At 70.4% G+C, this 19360-nt stretch carries 22 protein-coding genes and 1 riboswitch; of the genes, 15 read left to right on the top strand and 7 right to left on the bottom strand.

Annotated elements, in window-relative coordinates:
* The first annotated feature begins 35 nt into the window (after positions 1-35).
* The 11 genes from GGR71_RS12085 (at position 36) to GGR71_RS12035 (ending at position 8592) form a co-directional block, all read left to right on the top strand.
* The gene (locus GGR71_RS12085; RefSeq protein WP_343160826.1) at positions 36-836 is read left to right on the top strand and encodes a hypothetical protein; all 801 of its coding nucleotides are present in this window, start codon (positions 36-38) and stop codon (positions 834-836) included.
* A 63-nt stretch (positions 837-899) separates the two neighbouring features.
* Complete coding sequence (locus GGR71_RS12080) at positions 900-1481, top strand: RNA polymerase sigma factor (protein ID WP_048489770.1); 582 nt, start codon at positions 900-902, stop codon at positions 1479-1481.
* Complete coding sequence (locus GGR71_RS12075; RefSeq protein ID WP_160960795.1) at positions 1481-2122, top strand: zf-HC2 domain-containing protein; 642 nt, start codon at positions 1481-1483, stop codon at positions 2120-2122. The genes GGR71_RS12080 and GGR71_RS12075 overlap by 1 nt, the downstream gene beginning before the upstream one ends.
* Positions 2119-3441, top strand: a complete 1323-nt coding sequence (locus GGR71_RS12070) for a S8 family serine peptidase (RefSeq protein ID WP_160960797.1) — start codon at positions 2119-2121, stop codon at positions 3439-3441. Before GGR71_RS12075 ends, GGR71_RS12070 begins: the two co-directional genes overlap by 4 nt.
* Positions 3442-3449: 8 nt before the next feature.
* Positions 3450-4256, top strand: coding sequence for a heme ABC transporter permease (locus GGR71_RS12065; RefSeq protein ID WP_160960799.1), 807 nt, complete (start codon positions 3450-3452; stop codon positions 4254-4256).
* Positions 4253-4462, top strand: a complete 210-nt coding sequence (gene ccmD / locus GGR71_RS12060) for a heme exporter protein CcmD (protein WP_160960801.1) — start codon at positions 4253-4255, stop codon at positions 4460-4462. Before GGR71_RS12065 ends, ccmD begins: the two co-directional genes overlap by 4 nt.
* The gene (gene ccmE / locus GGR71_RS12055) at positions 4446-4925 is read left to right on the top strand and encodes a cytochrome c maturation protein CcmE (protein ID WP_160960803.1); all 480 of its coding nucleotides are present in this window, start codon (positions 4446-4448) and stop codon (positions 4923-4925) included. The genes ccmD and ccmE overlap by 17 nt, the downstream gene beginning before the upstream one ends.
* Positions 4926-4962: 37 nt before the next feature.
* Positions 4963-6933, top strand: a complete 1971-nt coding sequence (locus GGR71_RS12050; protein ID WP_160960805.1) for a heme lyase CcmF/NrfE family subunit — start codon at positions 4963-4965, stop codon at positions 6931-6933.
* A complete protein-coding gene (locus GGR71_RS12045; RefSeq protein ID WP_160960807.1) occupies positions 6930-7472 on the top strand; it encodes a DsbE family thiol:disulfide interchange protein in 543 nt (180 codons plus the stop codon). The genes GGR71_RS12050 and GGR71_RS12045 overlap by 4 nt, the downstream gene beginning before the upstream one ends.
* The gene (locus tag GGR71_RS12040) at positions 7469-7945 is read left to right on the top strand and encodes a cytochrome c-type biogenesis protein (RefSeq protein ID WP_160960809.1); all 477 of its coding nucleotides are present in this window, start codon (positions 7469-7471) and stop codon (positions 7943-7945) included. Before GGR71_RS12045 ends, GGR71_RS12040 begins: the two co-directional genes overlap by 4 nt.
* A complete protein-coding gene (locus GGR71_RS12035; RefSeq protein WP_160960810.1) occupies positions 7942-8592 on the top strand; it encodes a TPR domain-containing protein in 651 nt (216 codons plus the stop codon). Before GGR71_RS12040 ends, GGR71_RS12035 begins: the two co-directional genes overlap by 4 nt.
* A gap of 38 nt (positions 8593-8630) precedes the next feature.
* On the opposite strand, the gene GGR71_RS12030 is transcribed toward GGR71_RS12035, so the two are convergent.
* The 3 genes from GGR71_RS12030 to GGR71_RS12020 all read right to left on the bottom strand — a co-directional run bounded on the left by GGR71_RS12030 (position 8631) and on the right by GGR71_RS12020 (position 10701).
* Positions 8631-8990 (bottom strand): response regulator, encoded by a 360-nt coding sequence (locus tag GGR71_RS12030; protein ID WP_160960811.1) that lies wholly within the window; start codon positions 8988-8990, stop codon positions 8631-8633.
* A gap of 159 nt (positions 8991-9149) precedes the next feature.
* Positions 9150-9935: a hypothetical protein gene (locus tag GGR71_RS12025; RefSeq protein WP_160960812.1), complete on the bottom strand. Its 786-nt coding sequence runs from the start codon at positions 9933-9935 to the stop codon at positions 9150-9152.
* Between the two features lie 310 nt (positions 9936-10245).
* Complete coding sequence (locus GGR71_RS12020) at positions 10246-10701, bottom strand: hypothetical protein (protein ID WP_160960813.1); 456 nt, start codon at positions 10699-10701, stop codon at positions 10246-10248.
* A 420-nt stretch (positions 10702-11121) separates the two neighbouring features.
* Between GGR71_RS12020 and GGR71_RS12015 the strand changes: the two genes are divergently transcribed.
* From GGR71_RS12015 to GGR71_RS12005, 3 genes are read left to right on the top strand one after another with little or no spacing between them, the layout of a single operon-like run.
* A complete protein-coding gene (locus tag GGR71_RS12015; RefSeq protein WP_160960814.1) occupies positions 11122-11460 on the top strand; it encodes a DUF3649 domain-containing protein in 339 nt (112 codons plus the stop codon).
* Positions 11457-13073, top strand: a complete 1617-nt coding sequence (locus tag GGR71_RS12010; protein ID WP_160960815.1) for a PepSY-associated TM helix domain-containing protein — start codon at positions 11457-11459, stop codon at positions 13071-13073. Before GGR71_RS12015 ends, GGR71_RS12010 begins: the two co-directional genes overlap by 4 nt.
* Positions 13070-13402, top strand: coding sequence for a DUF3325 domain-containing protein (locus tag GGR71_RS12005; RefSeq protein ID WP_160960816.1), 333 nt, complete (start codon positions 13070-13072; stop codon positions 13400-13402). The genes GGR71_RS12010 and GGR71_RS12005 overlap by 4 nt, the downstream gene beginning before the upstream one ends.
* Positions 13403-13415: 13 nt before the next feature.
* Here the strand turns inward: GGR71_RS12005 and crcB are convergent, their stop codons facing one another.
* Positions 13416-13835 (bottom strand): fluoride efflux transporter CrcB, encoded by a 420-nt coding sequence (gene crcB, locus GGR71_RS12000; protein WP_160960817.1) that lies wholly within the window; start codon positions 13833-13835, stop codon positions 13416-13418.
* Between the two features lie 110 nt (positions 13836-13945).
* A riboswitch (Fluoride riboswitch) is annotated at positions 13946-14015 on the bottom strand.
* 1 nt (position 14016) lies between these two features.
* Positions 14017-15390, bottom strand: a complete 1374-nt coding sequence (locus GGR71_RS11995; protein ID WP_160960820.1) for a replication-associated recombination protein A — start codon at positions 15388-15390, stop codon at positions 14017-14019.
* Positions 15391-15495: 105 nt separating this feature from the next.
* On the opposite strand from GGR71_RS11995, the gene dmeF reads away from it, so the two are divergent.
* Positions 15496-16611, top strand: a complete 1116-nt coding sequence (dmeF, locus tag GGR71_RS11990) for a CDF family Co(II)/Ni(II) efflux transporter DmeF (RefSeq protein WP_160960823.1) — start codon at positions 15496-15498, stop codon at positions 16609-16611.
* Between the two features lie 48 nt (positions 16612-16659).
* Here dmeF and lolA read toward each other — a convergent pair whose 3' ends face one another.
* Together lolA and GGR71_RS11980 are read right to left on the bottom strand one after the other, a co-directional pair.
* Positions 16660-17286 carry an outer membrane lipoprotein chaperone LolA gene (gene lolA / locus GGR71_RS11985; RefSeq protein WP_160960825.1) on the bottom strand — a complete coding sequence of 209 codons (627 nt, stop codon included), beginning with the start codon at positions 17284-17286 and terminating at the stop codon, positions 16660-16662.
* A gap of 87 nt (positions 17287-17373) precedes the next feature.
* Complete coding sequence (locus GGR71_RS11980) at positions 17374-19317, bottom strand: DUF3857 domain-containing transglutaminase family protein (RefSeq protein ID WP_456362617.1); 1944 nt, start codon at positions 19315-19317, stop codon at positions 17374-17376.
* Between the last annotated feature and the right edge of the window lie 43 nt (positions 19318-19360).

Raw genomic sequence — 19360 nt, 5'->3', positions numbered from 1 at the left:
GTGCGTTTTCTCCCTGCCGTCCGCGGCACATCGTCGTGGCTTCCCGCCGCACCCCGGCACCGTGGGGCGGCCCGGGCATGCTGAACGTGCGCGTGGGCCGGCTCGCCGCGACAGCCCGGCCGTCAGTGCGTCCAGGCGCCGGTGCGGCGCTGGCCGTGGGCCTGGCGCTCGCCGCCCTGCACGCACCGGCGGCGAGAGCCGGCGATGTCGGCGGTGCCGCCGGGATCAGCTCGCAGCTGGTCGACCGCGGTATCGCGCTGACCCGCGACACTCCGACCCTGCAGGGCGCGCTGTTCTGGCTGCCGGCGCCGGGCTGGTCGCTGAGCGGCTCGGCCAGTGTGGCGCTGGACGCACCGGGCAAGGTGCTGATGAGCAGCGTCGGCCTGTCGCGCAGCTGGACCCTGTCCGACAGCTGGCAGCTGCAGGCCGAGGCGTTGCTGTACCGCTACCCCGGCGCGCGCGCCAACCGCCTGTTCAACCGAGATGAAGTCAGCCTGGGCTGGAGCTACCGCGACCGCCTGAGCCTGTCGGTGGCCGCGTTCCGCCTGCCCGACAGCCGCCTGCGCCAGCGCTGGTATGGCGCGCTCGACGTCACTGCGCACCAGCCGCTGGCCGGTCCGCTGTCGCTGTCGGCCGGCGTCGGCATCAGCGAAGCCCCGCAAGCCCTGTACGGACTGCCGTATGCCACACACCACTATCGCTACGGCCACGCCGGGCTGATCTGGAACGCCGGGCGCTGGAGCGTGGAAGTGGACCGGGTGTTCAGCAACGCCCGCAGCGGCTATGCCGACCGCGGCCTGTGGCCCTGGGTGGCCAGCGTCTCCCGCAGCTTCTGAGTCGAGCGCAACCTTTCCGTGCCGCCCCGGCACATACCGGTGCCCGTTGCCACACCTGCCCCCATGAACGACACCGACCTGCTCGGCGATGCCACCGACCGCATGCTGCTCCGGCGCATGGCGGCCAGCGACCGCGAGGCGCTGACCCGCCTGTACCGCGCCTACCACGGCCGCCTGTGCCGATTCCTGTCGCGGCTGACCCGGCGCCCGGACATCATCGAGGAGGCGATCAACGACTGCTTCTGGATCGTCTGGCAGAAGGCCGGCGACTTCCGCGGCGACTCGCAGGTCTCGACCTGGATCATGGGCATCGCCTACCGCTGCGGGCTCAAGGCGATCCGCCACCACAGCGACGACGCCATCGACGACGGCGTGGCCGCCGAGGACCACGCCGCGGCAGCCGACCCGGACGAGGACCGCGAGCTGCGCGACTGGCTGGGCAAGGGCCTGGAACGCCTGTCGGCCGACCAGCGCCTGGTGGTGGAACTGGTCTACGGCCTCGGCCACAAGCTGGAAGAAGTGGCCGCGATCATGCAGTGCCCGGTGGGCACCATCAAAGCCCGGCTGTTCCATGCCCGGGTCAAGCTTCGCAATGTGCTGCCGGGATTGGCCGGCGGCGCGTCCACGCTGACGGAGAGCGCGTGATGAAAACGGGCTTCAACGAGCCGGGCAACGAGTGCGCGCATGCCTGGGAACTGATGCCGTGGGTGCTGCAGGACAGCGCCACGGAAGAAGACAACGAGTGGCTGGTGGCGCACCTGGCCAAGTGCCAGCACTGCAGCGCCGAGTTCGCCCAGCAGAGCCGCCTGCGCCTGGCCATGACCCTGCCCAGTGACGTGCCGGTGGACGCCGAGGCCGGGCTGCAGCGCCTGCTGCAGCGCCTGGACGCGCCGGTGCCGCAGGCGCAGCCGCAGCGCAGCCGCACCAGCTGGACCACGCGGGCCCTGGTCGCCGCCGCACTGCTGCAGGCGGTGGGCCTGGGCGTGCTGGGCATGCGCCTGTCCGCCGAACACGAGCGCAGCACCGCCTACCGCACCCTCAGCGACGCCGCGCAACCGCTGGCCGCCGACGCGATCCGGGTGGTGCCGGATGCGCGCATGACCCTGGCCGACTGGGACGTGCTGCTGCGCAAGCTGCAGTTGCGGGTGATCGGCGGCCCCAACGCCGCCGGCGCCTACACCGTGGTGCCGACCCAGGCCGGATCGGCGGCACAGCCGCAGCGCAGCGTGCAGCAGTTGCGCGCCACCGCCGGCATCCGCCTGGCGGAGCCGATCGCCGCGCCATGAAGCTGCATCTCGCCAGCCTGCTCGTCGCCTGCCTGGGCCTGGGTGCCTGCGCCCACGCCGCGCCGGCGGCCGTCGCCGATCCTGTGCCCGCGGCCAAGGCGCCCAGCCTGGATCCGTCGCCGGCGCTGGACAGCGAGCGCCAGATCGTCCTCGCCGTGGCCAACCCGATGGCCGCGCCGAGCCGCCACGCCGGCTCCAACCTGCTCGGCTACGCCTCCGCCCGCTACTACGGCGCCGGGACCCAGGCCGTCGCCACCCTGCAGGCGCTGAACAAGCGCTACGGCCTGCGCCAGGTCGCCGGCTGGCCGATCAAGGCGCTGGGGCTGTACTGCGTGGTGCTGGAACCGGCACCGGGCAGCGACCGCGCCGCGCTGCTGGCGCAACTGGCCAAGGACGACCGCGTGGCACTGTCGCAGCCGCTGCAGGACTTCGGCACGTATTCGGCCGACAGCCAGGCCACGGCCGCGCCGGCGCAGCCGCTGCGCTACAACGATCCCTATGTGGACATGCAGCGCGGCTTCGCCGCCACCAACGCGGCCACCGCGCAGGCGCTGAGCCAGGGCCAGGGCGTGGACGTGGCGATCGTCGACACCGGCGTGGACACCGCGCATCCGGACCTGCGCGGGCGCCTGCGCAACACCCGCGACCTGGTCGCCGCCGATCCGGGCGCGTTCAACCGCGACCACCACGGCACCGAGGTCGCCGGCATCATCGCCGCCGGCAGCAACAACCATCTGGGCATCGTCGGCATCGCGCCGAAGGCGATGCTCGACGTGTACAAGGCCTGCTGGTATCCGCAGCGCCCCGGCGCGGGTGCCGGCTGCAATTCCTTCACCCTGGCCAAGGCGCTGGCGGCCATCGGCGACACCCGCACCCGCATCATCAATCTCAGCCTCGGCGGCCCGGCCGATCCGCTGCTGCGCAAGCTGCTGGAACAGTTGCTGCGCGATGGCCGCATCGTGGTCGCGGCGATGCCGCCCAACGGCCGCATGGACGGGTTTCCCGATGGCATTCCCGGGGTGATCGTGGTGCGCAGCAGCGCCGCCACGCCGGCGCCGGCAGGCGTGCTCAGCGCGCCGGGCGAGGACATCCTCACCACCCAGCCCAACGGCGGCTACGACTTCACCTCCGGCTCGTCGATGGCCACCGCCCACGTCAGCGGCGTGGTCGCGCTGCTGCTGGCGCTGGCGCCGCAACTGGATGCGCGCCGCGTGCACGACCTGCTGCTGCGCACCAGCCGCACGCGCGACGGTCTGCTGCAAGTCGATGCCGCCGCCGCGGTACAGGCGCTGCCGCGCAGCGCTCCCCTCGCCCGCTGAAGGCCCCCATGCGTTCCTGGATCCCGCTCTGGTTGCACCGGCTCGGCGCGCCGCCGACCTTCTACCGCGTGGCCGGCGCGGTGCGCCCGTGGAGCCTGGCCGCGGCCGTGCTGCTCGGCGCCGTGGCCTGTTATGGCGGGCTGGTGCTGGCGCCGCCGGATTACCAGCAGCACGATGCCTACCGCATCCTCTTCGTGCATGTGCCGTGCGCGTGGATGAGCCTGTTCGTCTATGCGGCGATGGGCATGGCCGGCCTGGTCGCGCTGGTATGGCGGATCAAGCTGGCGGAAATCGCCTGCATGGCCTCGGCACCGATCGGCGCGGCCTTCACCTTCGTCACCCTGTGCACCGGCTCGCTGTGGGGCCGGCCGATGTGGGGCACCTGGTGGACCTGGGACGCGCGGCTGACCTCGGAACTGGTGCTGCTGTTCCTGTACCTGGGCGTGATCGGCCTGCACCGTGCCATCGACGATCCGCGCCAGGGCGCACGCGCCGCCGCGCTGCTGGCGCTGGTCGGGCTGATCAATCTGCCGATCGTGCATTACTCGGTGGTCTGGTGGAACACCCTGCACCAGGGCTCCACCGTGCGCGTGCTGGGCCCGTCGAAGATGCCGCTGTCGATGCTGTGGCCGCTGCTGACTGGGGTAGTCGCCAGCAAGTGCTACTACGTCGCCAGCCTGTGCGGGCGCATGCGCACCGACCTGCTGGCGCTGGAGCGCGGCAAGGCCTGGGTGCGTGCGATCGCGCTGCAGGCCGCACCCAGGCCGGCCTCGCCCACGGACGCTGTGCCGCTGCCCGCGGAACACGCGGCATGAGCGGGTTCTGGGCGATGGGCGGCTACGCCGTCTACGTGTGGAGCGCGTACGCGCTGGCGCTGGTGGTGCTGATCCTGGACAGCGCGCTGCCGCGTCGCCGCCAGCGCCGACTGCTCGCCGGGATCCGTGCGCAGGTGGCGCGCGAACAGGTCCGCCGCGCCCGCGGCACTGCCGCCGCCGGAGTTCGCGATGCACCCCACCCGTAAGCGCCGCCTGCTGCTGGTGCTGCTGTTGCTCGGCGCCGCGGCGCTGGCCACCGGCCTGTTCGTGCTGGCCCTGCAGCACAACATCAGCTATCTGTTCACGCCGAGCCAGGTGCAGGCCGGCGCCGCCCGCGACTACCGGGTGTTCCGGCTCGGCGGCATGGTCAAGGCCGGTTCGATCGTGCGCAGCGCCGATTCGCTGCAGGTGCGGTTCACCGTGATCGACAAGGCCGGCGCCACCGCCGTCGCCTACACCGGCATCCTGCCCGACCTGTTCCGCGACAACCAGGCGGTGATCGCCACCGGCTCGATGCAGGGCGCACGCTTCGTCGCCACCGAAGTGCTGGCAAAGCACGACGAAACCTACATGCCGCAGGAATTGAAGGACGCGATGGCGCAGGCGCATGCCGATCGCGCCCACGTCGGCAACACCTCGGCGGCCGCTGCGGCGACGGCACGACCATGAGTGCGATCGCGCCCTGCCGCGCCGGAATAGCCGCGCGATGAGCGCCGAACTCGGCCAATGCGCGCTGATCCTGGCCCTGCTGCTGGCGCTGGTGCAGGCGGTGCTGCCGCTGCTGGGCGCCTGGCGCGGCGAGCGCGCCTGGATGGCGGTGGCGCGGCCGGCCGCCTACGCCCAGGCCGGTTTCGCATGGCTGGCCTTCGGCCTGCTCGCTTACGTGTTGCTGCAGCTGGATTTCTCGGTGCGCTACGTCGCCGCCAACGCCAACCTGGCGCAGCCCTGGTACTACCGGCTGGCCGCGGTGTGGGGCGCGCACGAAGGCTCGCTGCTACTGTGGATCGCCATCCTCAACCTGTGGACGGTGGCGCTGGCGCGCAGCGGCCGGCACCTGCCGGAAGCCTTCGCGGCGCGCGTGCTCGGCGTGCTCGGGCTGATCTCCAGCGGCTTCCTGGCCTTCGTCCTGTTCACTTCCAATCCGTTCGCGCGGCTGTCGCCGATGCCGCGCGACGGCAGCGAACTCAACCCGGTGCTGCAGGACCCGGGCATGGTGTTCCACCCGCCGGTGCTGTACACCGGCTATGTCGGTTTCTCGGTGGCCTTCGCCTTCGCCATCGCCGCCCTGCTTGGCGGCGAACAGCAGCAGGCCTGGGTGCGCTGGGCACGGCCGTGGACCAACGTGGCCTGGGGCTTCCTCAGTGCCGGCATCGTCGCCGGTAGCTGGTGGGCCTATGCCGAGCTGGGCTGGGGCGGCTGGTGGTTCTGGGACCCGGTGGAGAACGCCAGCTTCATGCCGTGGCTGGTGGGCGCGGCGCTGATCCACACCCAGGCGGTCACCGAGAAGCGCGGCGCGCTCGGCGCCTGGACCCTCCTGCTGTCGATCCTGGCGTTCTCGCTGTCGTTGCTGGGGACCTTCCTGGTGCGCTCCGGCGTGCTGACCTCGGTGCACGCCTTCGCCGCCGACCCGCGCCGCGGCCTGTACATCCTCGGCTTCCTGGTGCTGGTGGTCGGCGGCTCGCTGCTGCTGTACGCGCTGCGTGCGCCGCGCCTGGCCGCGGGCAAGCCGTTCGCCGCGCTGTCGCGGGAGACCGCGATCCTGGTCGGCAACCTGATGCTCAGCGTGGCCGCGGCGATGGTGCTGCTGGGCACGCTGTTTCCGCTGCTCGGCGATGCGCTGCGGCTGGGCAAGATCTCGGTCGGGCCGCCCTACTTCGGCCTGCTGTTCCCGCTGCTGATGCTGCCGGTGGTGCTGCTGTTGCCGTTCGGCCCCTACCTGCGCTGGGGCCGCACCGAGCCGGGCGCACTGCGCGCGGTGGCCGCGCGCGCCGGGCTGGCCGCGCTGGCCTGCGCGCTGCTGGCGTGGTTGCTGAGCGCGGGCACGCTGCGCACGGTGGCCGGCGTCGCCGCTGCGGCCTGGGTCGGCGTCGGCACTGCGCTGTATGCGCTCACCCGCTGGCGCAGCGCCCCACGCGGCCGGCGCTTCCCTGCCGAACTGGCCGGCATGCTGCTCGCGCACGCCGGGGTCGCGGTGTTCGTGGCCGGCGTGCTGCTGTCGGAAAGCCTGTCGGTGGAGCGCGACGTGCGCCTGGATCCCGGCCAGAGCGCGCAGGTCGGCACGCACGCGTTCCGCTTCGATGGCGTGCGCCTGGTCGACGGCCCCAACTGGAAAGCCGAGCAAGGCACGGTGACCGTGCTGCGCGACGGCGCCGTGGTGGCGGTGCTGCATCCGCAGAAGCGCCTGTACAGCAGCGAACGGATCCAGACCGAGGCGGCGATCGACGCCGGCGTGCTGCGCGATCTATATGTCGCGCTGGGCGAACCGGTCGACGACCAGCACATCGAATATGGCTGGACCCTGCGCCTGTACGACAAGCCCTTCATCCGCTGGATCTGGGCCGGCGGCCTGCTGATGATGCTCGGCGGCTTCGTCAGCGCCGGTGCGCGCCGCTTGCGCGCCCAGCCGGCTGCGGACAACGCGGCCACGCCGGCCGCCCTCGCCGGAGCCGCGCCATGAGCCGGCTGCTGCCGCTGGGCGCGTTCGTGCTGCTGGCCGTGCTGTTCGGCTTCGGCCTGTGGTGGAGCCGCAGCCACGATCCGCGCGAGGTGCCCTCGCCATTGCTGGGCAAGCCGGTGCCAGCGTTTGCGTTGCCGCGCCTGGACCGGCCGGAGCTGCGCAGCGGCAGCCAGGCGTTGCGCGGCCGCCCGTATCTGCTCAACGTGTTCGGCAGCTGGTGCATGGCCTGCAGCGAGGAGCATCCGCTGCTGATGGCGCAGGGTCGGCAACTGGGCGTGACACTGGTCGGCTATGCCTATCGCGACGACCCGCACGACACCGCCGCCTGGCTGGCACAGCGCGGCAATCCCTATGCGCTGGTGCTGGTGGACGCCGATGGCCAGCGTGCGATCGACTTGGGCGTGTACGGCGCCCCGGAAACCTTCCTGATCGATGCCGATGGCGTGGTCCGCTACAAGCACGTCGGCGTGCTGACGCCGCAGGTGCTGGCCGACGAGCTGCGTCCGGCGATCGCGGCGCTCGACGAGGCGCGGCGATGAGCGCGATCGCCGCACGCAGGCGCCGGCGCACGCCGTGGTGGCGGTTGCTGGTGCTGCTGTGGCTGCTGGGCGGCGCATTGCCGGCGCTTGCCCAGGCGGTGGACCCGTTACCATTCCGCGACCGCGTGGAAGAACAGCGCTTCCAGCAGCTGACCGCGCAGTTGCGCTGCCTGGTCTGCCAGAACGAGAACCTGGCCGATTCCGATGCGGCCCTGGCGCGCGACCTGCGCCACCAGGTGTTCGCGCAATTGCAGGCCGGGCGCAGCGATGCGCAGATCAAGCAGTACATGGTCGATCGCTATTCGGCCTTCGTCCTGTACGACCCGCCGCTGGCGCCGGCTACCTGGCTGCTGTGGTTCGGGCCGGCGCTGTTGCTGCTGGGCGGCGCCGCGATGGTGCTGGCGACGTTGCGGCAACGCCGCCGCGCCATCGGCGCCGCAACGGCGGAAACGGACGCGGAGGACGCCTGGTGACGCCGGGCTTTCTCCTCGCCGCCGCGGCGATGCTCGGCATCGGTCTGTTCGCAGTACTGCGTCCGCTGCTCGTCCAGCGTCCCGGCGCAGGTGCGCAGCGCGGCGTCGCGCTGCTGCTGGCGCTGAGCCTGCCGCTGCTCGGCGCCAGCCTGTACTGGCGCATCGGCACGCCGGCGGCCCTGGCCGGCGTCCCGCTACAACCGCTGCCGCCGGCCGCGCCGGACCAGCCCGCGCAGCTGTTGCAAGGCTGGCTGCAGCAGGCTTGGGACGCGCAACAGGCGCGGCGCCCCCACGACGCGCAGCAGGCCTATGCGCAAGCCCTGCGGATCGCCCCGGACAATGTCGAGGCCCTGCTCGGCTGGGCCGAGACCGACATGGCGCAACGCACCGATCTCGCCGTCGGCAGCGCCGCACGCGCCATGCTCGACCGGGTGCTGGCGCAGCAACCGGACAATCAGCGCGCCCTATGGGTGCGCGGCATCGCCGCCTTCCAGCAGCAGCGCTACGCCGCTGCGGCCGGCGACTGGCGTCACCTGTTGACCTTGCTGCCGGCGTCGTCGCCACTGCGCGAGGCGGTGACGCAGAAGATCGCTGCCGCCGAAGCGATGACGGCAAAAGCAAACGCAGCGACCGCCACGCCACACTGACGCGAACCTCCCGATCGCCACCGCGCTCGGCGGCCCAATCAGAGCACGTACGCGATCTTTTCCTTCAGCATGTCCGCATTGAACGGCTTGACGATGTAGCCGCTGACGCCTGCTTCGCGGATCTCGATCACCTTTTCGCTGCGCCCCTCCGTGACCACCATCAGGAACGGTGTGCTTTTCAGCTTCGCGTCGCGGCGCACCGTCCGCAGCAACTCCAGGCCGGTCATCGGTTCCATGTTCGCATCGGAAATGACCAGGCCGATCTTTTCTGCCCGCATCGCGGCCAGTGCCGCCTCGCCATCGGCCGCCTCGATCACGTCGTCGTAGCCGAGCTGGCCCAACAGCATGCGAATCACGCGCCGCATCGTGCGGTAATCGTCCACCACCAGAATCTTCATCGCGTGTCCCTGTGCAGTCGAAAAAAACCACGCGGCTGCGCGCAGCCGCGTGGTTCGCTCGATGGTGCGGCACTCTGGCGATCGGCGCCACTGCCGATGGACACGCCCGGCCAGTCCCCGGCTCACACCGCGGCGCATCGTCAAACGCGCCAGCACGGGTTACGGGCAGGTCATGACGACGGTATTGCTCCACAAGGTGCCGGTCACGTCGCTGCTGGAACTGCGCCCGTCGTTGGCGGAAATCGCCACCGGGCCGGGGTAGACGCAGATCGGCCCGGTGTTGAAATCGAAGCTGCCCGCCGCGTTGGAGCTGCCCTGGCCGAAGACGTTCTTGAGATTGTTGTCGACATAGCGAAAGTACACCGCGTGGTTCGGCAGGAAGCAGCTGCCGTGCACGTTGAAGCCCTTGTTCGCCGCCACCGCCGAGATGGTCGGCGCACATGCCGGCGGCGCCGTCGAGCAGGACAACACGCCATCGTTGTTCACGGCCGACAGGCACTGCGTCTGCAGGAACAGCGCGTTGGTCCGGTAGCCGCCGCTCTTCTTGCGGCACATCGCGTACAGCACGCCCTTGTCGCGGAACACGTCGTCGCAGGTCTTGTTGGCCGACGCGGGCAGGCTCGAGGTGTAGATGCCGCGGTTGCACTTCAGCCGGCCGTGGTCGTTGCTCAGATCGCCCGAACACAGATCGGTGCGCTGGATGATGGTATGCCGCCAGCCGTTGCCGCCGCCGAACAGCGTGATGGTCCCGGTCTTGCAGTCGGCGCTGAGCATCGTGCCGCTCATGCTCGGGTTCTTGCACGATTTCTGCCACGAACCGCCGGGCACCGGCGCGGCGTGGCCATGGAACGACAGCAACAGCAGCGACAGGCACAACAGCGTGGCGGCAATGCCGCGCTGGGCACGGGACAGGCGGCGAACCGCGCGACTCAGAAAACCTTCCATGATGCGACTTCCTTGTGGTCCGGATGCGATAGGATGGGTGCGCAAACGAGACGCCGTGGAGCGCGCTTGCTTGCGCGTCGGCATCGAGCCCAGTGGCGTGAACCGGCCAAGCCGCACTCGATTCGTGAACTTCATCACGATTTTGTCGGCATTGCCCTAGCCAAACCCCGCGTTAGCTTGTCGGGAATCCCCTACCCGTTCGCGTGGCATGCGGCATGCCAGAGAACAACTTCGACAAAGAAAAAACGGACCTTCCAGGCCCGTTCTTCTGGTCGTACACCTCTTGCCGCGGCTATCGACTCTCCGCTATTCAAGCACCGTCGGAGCCGCAGGCTTTCTTCGCGTACTTGTAATCAACCAGCACCCAGCCGCCTCCCTTGGAGCTGGAAACGAACGTGTAGCTCCACGACTGGGAGACGCCACCAGTGCAGTTCGACACGGAGTATGTGTCTCCTGGCTGCCCGGGCGGTAGCGGCGTCGGCGGGGCATCCCCCGGCGCCTGCGGACGCACGCGACCGTCAGTGGTACGGGTGTACGTGACAGTCACGTCTCGCAGTTTGTCGACCTCCCCGATCAGATGCCCGTTGACAGACTCGGCATGCTGTTGGAGCCAAGTCACCACCGCCTGTTTTTCAGCAGATCTGTCCGCATAGGTCGCAGTGGTCGTGATGGTGACTTGCGACGAGGGGGCTGCGATGGCGAAGAGTGGAGCGGCGAGAAGCTGAGCCGCGCATACGACGTTCAGCAGATTTCTTGCGAGGTTCATGACCCGATCTTCCCTGGCAGACGGATGCGCATCACCGGACGCTATCCCCATGCACGACCGGCCACAAGACCTGGTGCCAGGTGTCTACCAGATGACCCCCTTCGGCCGAGTGCCGCCGGCCGCCTCGGAGGCCGGCCAGTCGAGACGGGAAGCGGATGCAGCGTCCGCCAAGGGGATAGCGACGGTCGGCCTCGGCAAAGCGTGCCTCTCCTACCCCGCGTTGCCGCTTGATGGGCTTCCAGGCCCTCCAAACCGATCTCTGGGACTTCGCAGACCATACGTCCGCCTACAGCCATATCCGCAGCTCGCATTGCGTCTGACAGATAGGAATGCGTATCATTAACCAACCTGCAGTTCTCGCTGCTGCCGCTCGCTCCGCCTAGCCCGTCGCCAAGCCGGTGCCCTTTTCGACAGGCCTCCATGCACCCAGTTCCGCCAGCGCCGCAGCGCGCCACTGTTCCTGCAGCTACCGTCCGCCGCACCCTGCCGCCCTGGCTGGGCGTGCTGGCGCGCAGCTTGGCCGCGATCGTCGGCGGCTATGCGCTGGCCGCGGCCACCTCCGTGCTGCTGCCATTGCTGTGGCCGTCGCTGCGTGCGCAGGCGGTGTTGAGCGGCATGATGCTGGGCATCCTGGTCTGCGCCTGCACGGCCCTGTGGGCGTTCGCCGCGCGCAGCGCCGGGCGCGCCTGGCTGGGCATCGTGGCGCTGCTGGCGCCGATGGCGCTGGCCATCGCCTGGCTGCAGCAGCACGCGCCATGAAGCAGGGATTCCGCCAATCGATGGCCTGGCTGCACACCTGGAGCGGGCTGCTGGTGTCCTGGGTGCTGCTGCTGATCTTCATGGCCGGCACCGCCAGCTATTTTCGCAACGAGATCAGCCGCTGGATGCGCCCGGAACTGCCGCGCGCAGAACTGGCCCCCGACGTGGTGGCCGCACGTGCGGTGGCGCTGCTGCAGCGCGAGGCGCCGCAGTCGCCGCAATGGTTCGTGTCGCTGGCCAGCCCGCGCGCGCCGTTCACCGACCTGTTCTGGCGCAATCCACCGCCGGCCGACGGCGCCCGCCAGAGCCGCAAGGAGATGTTCGGCAGCGCCCTGCTCGACCCGGTCAGCGGCGCGGCCAGCCAGACCCGCGACACCCGCGGCGGCGATTTCTTCTACCGCCTGCACTTCGACCTGCACTACCTGCCGGCGCTGTGGGCGCGCTACATCGTCGGCTTCTGCGCGATGTTCATGCTGGTGGCGATCATCAGCGGCGTGATCACCCACAAGAAGATCTTCAAGGACTTCTTCACCTTCCGCCCGGCCAAGGGCCAGCGCTCGTGGCTGGACTTCCACAATGCCAGCGCGGTGCTCGCCCTGCCCTACCACGCGATGATCACTTACACCGGGCTGGTCACGCTGATGCTGATGTACCTGCCCTGGGGCATCCAGACCGCCTACCCGGACGCCGAGCAGGCGTTCTATGCCGAGGCCTTCCAGGAGCCGCAGAACCTGCGCGAGGCCAGTGGCACGCCCGGGCACATGCTGCCGATCGCGCAACTGCTGGACGTGGCCCGCCGCGAATGGGGCGCGCAGGCGCCGATCGCCGGCTTCACCGTGTACAACGCCGGCGACACCGCCGCAACGATCCAGATCCGCCAGGGCGATGGCCAGCGGCTGGGCTACACCACGCCCTCGCTGCTGCTGGACGCGGCTACCGGCCAAGTACTCGGCCGCAGCGGCGAACTCGGCGCCGCCGCGGAAACCCGCAGCACCCTGTACGGCCTGCACCTGGCGCACTTCGCCGGGCCCTGGCTGCGCTGGCTGTTCTTCGGCTGCGGCCTGCTCGGCTGCCTGATGGTGGCCAGCGGCGCGATCCTGTGGGCGGTCAAGGAGCGGCCCAAGCACGCCAAGGCCGGCCGCATCGGCCTGGGCCTGCGCCTGGTCGACGCGCTCAACATCGGCACCGTGGCCGGACTGCCGATCGCCTTCGCCGCCTACTTCTGGGGCAACCGGCTGCTGCCGCTGCAACTGGAATCGCGCCCGGAGCGCGAAGCGGCAATGTTCTTCCTGGCCTGGGCCGCGGCCCTGATTGCCGCACAGGTGTGGCCGAAACGCGCGATGTGGGCCTGGCAACTGTATGCGGGCGCGGCGCTGTTCGGCTTGCTGCCGCTGCTCAACGCCATCACCACCGACGCGCACCTGGGCGTGAGCCTGCTGGCCGGCGACTGGGCGCTGGCCGGATTCGACCTGGTCTGCCTGTTCCTCGGCCTGGCCCTGGCGCTGGCCGCGCGGCGCATGCAACGCTGGCAACCGCCGCTGTCGGCGGCCGAACGCCGCGCCCGCGAACGCGGCGGATCGGGCAAGCCGGTGTTGGCTACGGAGGGCGCATGACCGTGCTCGGCCTGTGCCTGGCGTTCTCCGGCTTCGTCGCGCTGTGTCTGGGCATGGAGAAGCACCAACTCGAGCTGTACGGTGCGCGCCGCGCCGCCGCGCCACGCCTGCGGCAACTGCAGGTCGCCGGCTGGCTGCTGCTGGGCGCGGCGTTCGCCTGCTGCGTGGCCGCGCGCGGCTGGGGCATCGGTCCGGTGCTGTGGGTGGGTTCGCTCAGCGCCAGCGCGGCGCTGCTGACCCTGGGCCTGCTGCCGTACCGGCCGCGGCTGATCGTGCCGCTTGCGCTGCTGGCGCCCCCGCTCGGCGTGGGCGCCGCGCTGTTGGGCTAGACCCTCGCTTCGCTCAGCGGCCGGCAGTCACCGTCGGCGGCCGCAGTTCCGCGGCGGCGCGCGCGCCGGCGAACACCAGCACCAGCCCCGCCGCCAGGGTGATCGCCAGGTACAACGGCACCATGCCGAGGCGACCGTTGCGCACGAACACCATGCTTTCCATCATCAGCGAGGAGAACGTGGTCAGCCCGCCGATCAGGCCGACGATCAGCAGTGCCCGCCAATATGGCGCGCTGGCGCCGCGGCCTTCGATCCACACCAGCAGGAAGCCGCCGACGAAGGCGCCGGCGAGGTTCACCGCCAAGGTGCCCCACGGGAAGCCGGCGCCGTAGCGCTGCAGCAACGCGCTGCCGACCGCGAAACGCAGGCCGGAGCCGACCGCGCCGCCGGCCATCGCCAGCAGCAGTTGCTGCCACCAGAGAGTCAGGTTCATGCGCGCCTCCGCGAGGCGAACGCCGGAGCGGCAGCAGAACAACGAGAAGGAACGGGCATCGGATTCTCCACAAGGACGATGCCGAGGCGCGCGCCTGCCACCCCGGCGGGGGTTGGGCAGGCATCATCAGCGCGCAGTGTTGCGGGCGGTTCAAGGAGGAATGCCATCTCCTGTGCGCCGATTATGACGGCGATCGCCCGGCCTTGTCAGCCCGCGCCTGCTCGCGCGCGGCGCGCAGGCGGTCGAGTTTGTCCTTGAGCTTGATCTCCAGGCCGCGCTCCACCGGCCGGTAGTACACCCGCTCGCCCATCGCGTCAGGGAAGCCGGTCTGGTCCAGGGCGATGCCGCCTTCGGCGTCGTGGTCGTACTGGTAGTCGGCGCCGTAGCCCAGGGTCTTCATCAGCTTGGTCGGCGCGTTGCGCAGGTGCAGCGGCACCTCCTGGGTGCCGGTCTCGCGCACTTCGGCCTTGGCCTGGTTGAACGCGGCATAGCCGGCGTTGGACTTGGCGGTGCTGGCCAGGTACAGCACCAGTTGCGCGAAGGCCAGTTCGCCTTCGGGACTGCCCAGGCGCTCGTAGATGTCCCAGGCTTCCAGCGCCATCGACTGCGCGCGCGGGTCGGCCAGGCCGATGTCCTCGATCGCCATGCGGGTCAGCCGCCGCGCCAGATAGGACGGGTCGCAGCCGCCGTCGAGCATGCGTGTGAGCCAGTACAGTGCCGCGTCCGGGTTGGAGCTGCGCACCGACTTGTGCAGCGCCGAGATCTGGTCATAGAACTGCTCGCCGCCCTTGTCGAAGCGGCGGGTGCGGTCGGCCAGGACCTGCTGCAGGGTCTGCGCGGTGATTTCGCCGCCCTCATCCTGGGCCAGTTCGGCGGCGATCTCCAGCAGGGTCAGCGCACGCCGCACGTCGCCGTCAGCGGCGCCGGCGATCTCCAGCAGCGCCGCGTCGGAGACCTGCAGTTGCTCGGCGCCGAGCCCACGCTCTGGATCGTGTAGCGCCCGCTGCAGCGCTTCGGCGATGTCCTGCGGCGGCACCGCTTCCAGCACGTGCACGCGGCAGCGCGACAGCAGCGCCGAATTCAGCTCGAAAGAGGGATTCTCGGTGGTGGCGCCGACGAACAGGATGGTGCCGCGCTCGATGTGCGGCAGGAACGCATCCTGCTGCGCCTTGTTGAAACGGTGCACCTCGTCGACGAACAGCACCGTGCGGCGCCCGTCGGCGAAACGCTGCGCGGCCTCGGCCAGCACCAACCGCACTTCCGGCAGGCCGGACAGCACCGCCGAGATCGCCTTGAATTCGGCCTTGGCGTACTGCGCCAACAGCAGTGCCAGGGTGGTCTTGCCGCAGCCGGGCGGCCCCCACAGGATCATCGAATGCACCCGGCCGGACGCGACCGCGCGGCGCAGCGCACTGCTCGGTGCCAGCAGGCGCTTCTGCCCGACCATCTCGTCGAGCGTGCGCGGGCGCATGCGCTCGGCCAGCGGGCGCATGGCCTCGCGGTCGACGCTCAGCAGGTCAGGCGTATCGGAAGCGAAGGGTCTGCGTTTGGCCATGCGCCCATTCTATCGCCGCGGCCCGTCTACGCCGTGCCGCAAGCCTGCACGGCATCGACGCCAGCGCTAGAATCGCGGCGCTTCCCTGCCCGGCCGACCCCCGCCATGAGCCACCACGACACCCTGGACGCGTTCACCCATCAGCACGACTTCCTCGGCACGCGCCACGAGCGCAATGCGCGCCGCACCTGGGCGGTGGTGGCGCTGACCGCCGCGATGATGATCGTGGAGATCGTCGCCGGCTGGTGGACCGGCTCGATGGCGCTGCTGGCCGACGGCCTGCACATGGCCACCCACGCCGGCGCGCTGTCGCTGGCCGGCTTCGCCTACTGGTTCGCGCGCCGGCACCGGCACAACCCCCGCTTCACCTTCGGCACCGGCAAGGTCGGCGACCTGGCCGGTTTCTCCAGCGCGCTGATCCTGGCACTGATCGCCCTGGGCATCGGCGTGGAGTCGGCACTGCGCCTGGCGCAGCCGGTGCACATCGCCTACGACGAGGCGCTGTGGATCGCGGCGCTGGGCCTGCTGGTGAACCTGCTCAGCGCCTGGATGCTGGGCGCCGACCACCATCATGATCATGGGCATGGGCATGGGCATGGGCACAGCCATCATCACGGGCACGGCCATGCGCATGCCGCTCACCGGCATGACGACCATGCGCACGCGCACCACGCTGGGCATGACCACGATCACGCGCATGGTCACGACCATCACCACCCTCACGATCACCACGATCACCGCGGGCCTGCGCACGCCCACGCCGCACCCGCGCAGGCGGCCGGCCACGATCGGCACGCACACGCCGACCACAACCTGCGCTCGGCCTACATGCACGTGCTGGCCGACGCGCTGACCTCGGTGATGGCGATCGTCGCCCTGCTGCTGGCCAAGTATCTGGGCTGGGCCTGGACCGATGCGCTGATGGGCATCGTCGGCGCCATCGTCATCGCGCGCTGGTCGCTGGCGCTGCTGCGCGACACCGGCGCGGTGCTGCTCGACGCCTCGGCGCCGGCGGCGCTGCAGGCGCAGATCCGCGACCGCCTGCAGCAGGACGACGAACGCATCGCCGACCTGCACGTGTGGCGGGTCGGTCCCGGCCAGCATGCGGCGATCGTGTCGCTGGTGACCCACCGGCCACGGCCGGCGGCGTTCTACCACGCGCGTCTGTCAGGGGTGGCCACGCTGGGCCACGTCAGTATCGAAGTGCAGACCTGCGAGTGACCGGCAAGGCCGCCACGCGCCGGTCGGCGGCGCGCGGCGGCAGGTGATTCACTGGTCGCCGACCACGTCCACGTCCTTGTCCGGGACGTAGCGGAAGGTACCGCTGGCGAAAGCCGGATTGCGCTTCCAGTCGCTGAAACTGATGTCAGTGCGCTGGCCGACCGGGTCGACCACTTCCATGCGCGCCAGGCCGTTGCGGTCGAAGCCCAGCTTGGCCATCTGGAAGCTGGCCTCGGTGTCCACCTTCGGGGTCATGGTCAGCCACTGCAGCCCGTCGCGGGCTACCGCCTCTTCGCTGACGTCGTACTGGCGGTCGAGCCGGCCCGGGTCGATCAGCGCGGTCAGCGGGCTGTTCTGTTCCTCGCTGCCCTGCGCGCGCACCGTGGCCTGCTTCAGGTCCGGGTCGTAGACCCACACCTTGCTGCCGTCGGCGACGATCAGCTGGGTATAGGGCTTGCGGTACTCCCAGCGGAACAGGCGCGGCGCCGACAGCGCGACGCGGCCGCTGGCGCTTTCCTTCAGCGTGCCCTTGCCGTCGTAGACCTTCTGCGCGAACTGGCCGTCCAGGCCCTTCAGCCCGCGAGTGAAGGCGGTGAGGTCCTCGCGGGCGCCGGCGAAGGCGGAGCCGGCCAGCAGCGCGGTGGCGAGGACGGTGTAGCGGAGTGTGCGAAGCATGCGGATGGATTTCCGGATGGAGTGTGGGGAGTGTGACGCGCCGCGCCTGAATAGGCGATCAGAGCGCGTGGGCCGGCCGACCCACGGCTAAGGCCCGGTCTGCATCCGGCTGAGGTCGCCGTACAGGATCTGGCCGCGGAAGCCGCGCCGCACCTGCTGGTACAACTCGCGGAAGGCGGCGTAGTCCTGCGGCTGGCACAGCGCCGCCGGGCCGTGGATCGCGCGCCGGTGCAGCGTGTGCGTGGCGGTCACGGTCTGTCCGTCGCGCACCCAGGTCGCGGCGTACTCGCCGGCGGCGTTGCGGAAATGGGTGTCGGCCGGGATCGCGATGATCGGCACGCTGTCCGGGAAGGTCAGCCGGTAGGTCTCGCTGCGCGCGTTGTCGTTGCAGTAGAACGGGGTCAGATTGCGCTCGGCCGAGGCCGTGCTGTAGACCCCGCGCACCGAGTCGGCGCCGGGCATCAGCGGCAGGCTCATGCCGCCGACCACGCCGAAGTCCACGTAGTCGTGGGCGCGGAACCGGTAGGCGTAGCCGAACGGCCGGCCCAGGTCCTGCGGCGTGCCCTGCAGCAACAGCTCGCCGCTCCCATCGAAGCCGGAGGCGGCGACGATCGACTCCTCGATGCGGGTGCGGTTCTGCGCGTTGAGCTGCACGAACATCGTGCGCAGGCCAACCTCGCCGACGTCGCCGCTGTCCAGGCGGGTGATGCCGCTCAGGCTGCCGTCGGCGGCGAAGCGGTAATCGGTCTCGACCAGATAACGGTTGACCTTGGCGTCGTCCGGCGGCGTGCGCGCCACGGTGCCGTCGGCGGTGTGCAGTACCGGCACGCCCAGGTCGCCGGCCGGCAACTGGCCGAAACGCGCGGACGGGCTGGTCGAGTCCACGTACAGCTTGAACTCGGGCAGATAGGTGATGGCGTGGTTGAAGCGGCCCAGTACCGGCACCTCGGGCAGGGTCGGCCCGCCCTGCGCACCGAGCAGCACCGGCGTACTGGCGATGCCCTTGGCCGCCAGCAGCGCTTCCAGCACCACGGTGTGGTCCTTGCAGTCGCCGTAGTGGTTGTCGAGGATGCTGTCGGCGCTGTTCGGCTGCAGCCCACCGTTGCCCAGGTACACCGCCACGTAGCGGATGTTGCGCGCCACCCACTCGTACAGCGCCGCGGCCTGCGCGCGGCGGTCCGTGATGCCGGCGGTGATCTGCTCGGCGCGGGCGCGCACCTTGGGCGTGACCTGCGCGGCGGCGGCGCTGCTGTGCTGGTAGGCCTGGGCCATCTGTGCCCAGCGGCGGAAGCTGCTGGCCATGATGGTCGGGCTGAACTCCCAGGTCGCCGCGGCCCAGTTCTGGCTCTTCATCGGCTCGCGGCGGCTGTAATGCCATTCCCAGCGCGCCTGCTCGCCGTCGATCGTTGGCGTGTTACTGCCCTGCACGCCGCGCGTGTACAGGTGCATCTGCAGGCGCCGCGGCGCCACCAGGGTCACCGTGGCGTCGTCGTACTGGGAGAACACGCTGAAGGTCTCCCACAGGCTGAAGTAGCCGATGAAGTACGGGACGTTCTGGGTGCGGCGCACCCGGTACACCAGGCGCGCGCCGGGCATCAGGTTGGGGAACACCACCACCTTGACCTTGCGGTCGGCGTACATCGCCGCCGCCGCGCTCGAATAGCTTTCCTGGGTGTAGATCTTGTCGGCCGGCACGTCGTGGCGCAGCCCGTCCGGGGTCAGCGTGTAGGCGGCCAGCACCTCCAGCGTTTCCAGCTTCTCGCTGTAGCCCAGCCGCACCTGGCTGAACTGGTCGACGCCGGCCTTGGTCTTGAGCAGCAGCTCATACTCGTCGGTCTCCACGCTGGTGGCGTCCTCGCGCACCTCGTAGTCGGCGCGGTAGCGCACGTAGCTGTAGTTGTTGCTGACCACCGGTGCGGCTGCCGCGGGCTGTTGCTCGGTGTCGCGGCGCGCGGCCGGCGCCGGTTGCGCGGCCGCGACCCCGGCCAGCGCCAGCAGCGCCACGCCGCACAGCCAGCGCGCGGCGCGCACAGGTCCCAGTCCAGGCAGGCGCCGGCCACGGCCGGCGGGCGGC

This window comes from Xanthomonas sp. F1, from assembly GCF_014199855.1.
This window is presented reverse-complemented; position numbering and strand designations above follow the sequence as displayed.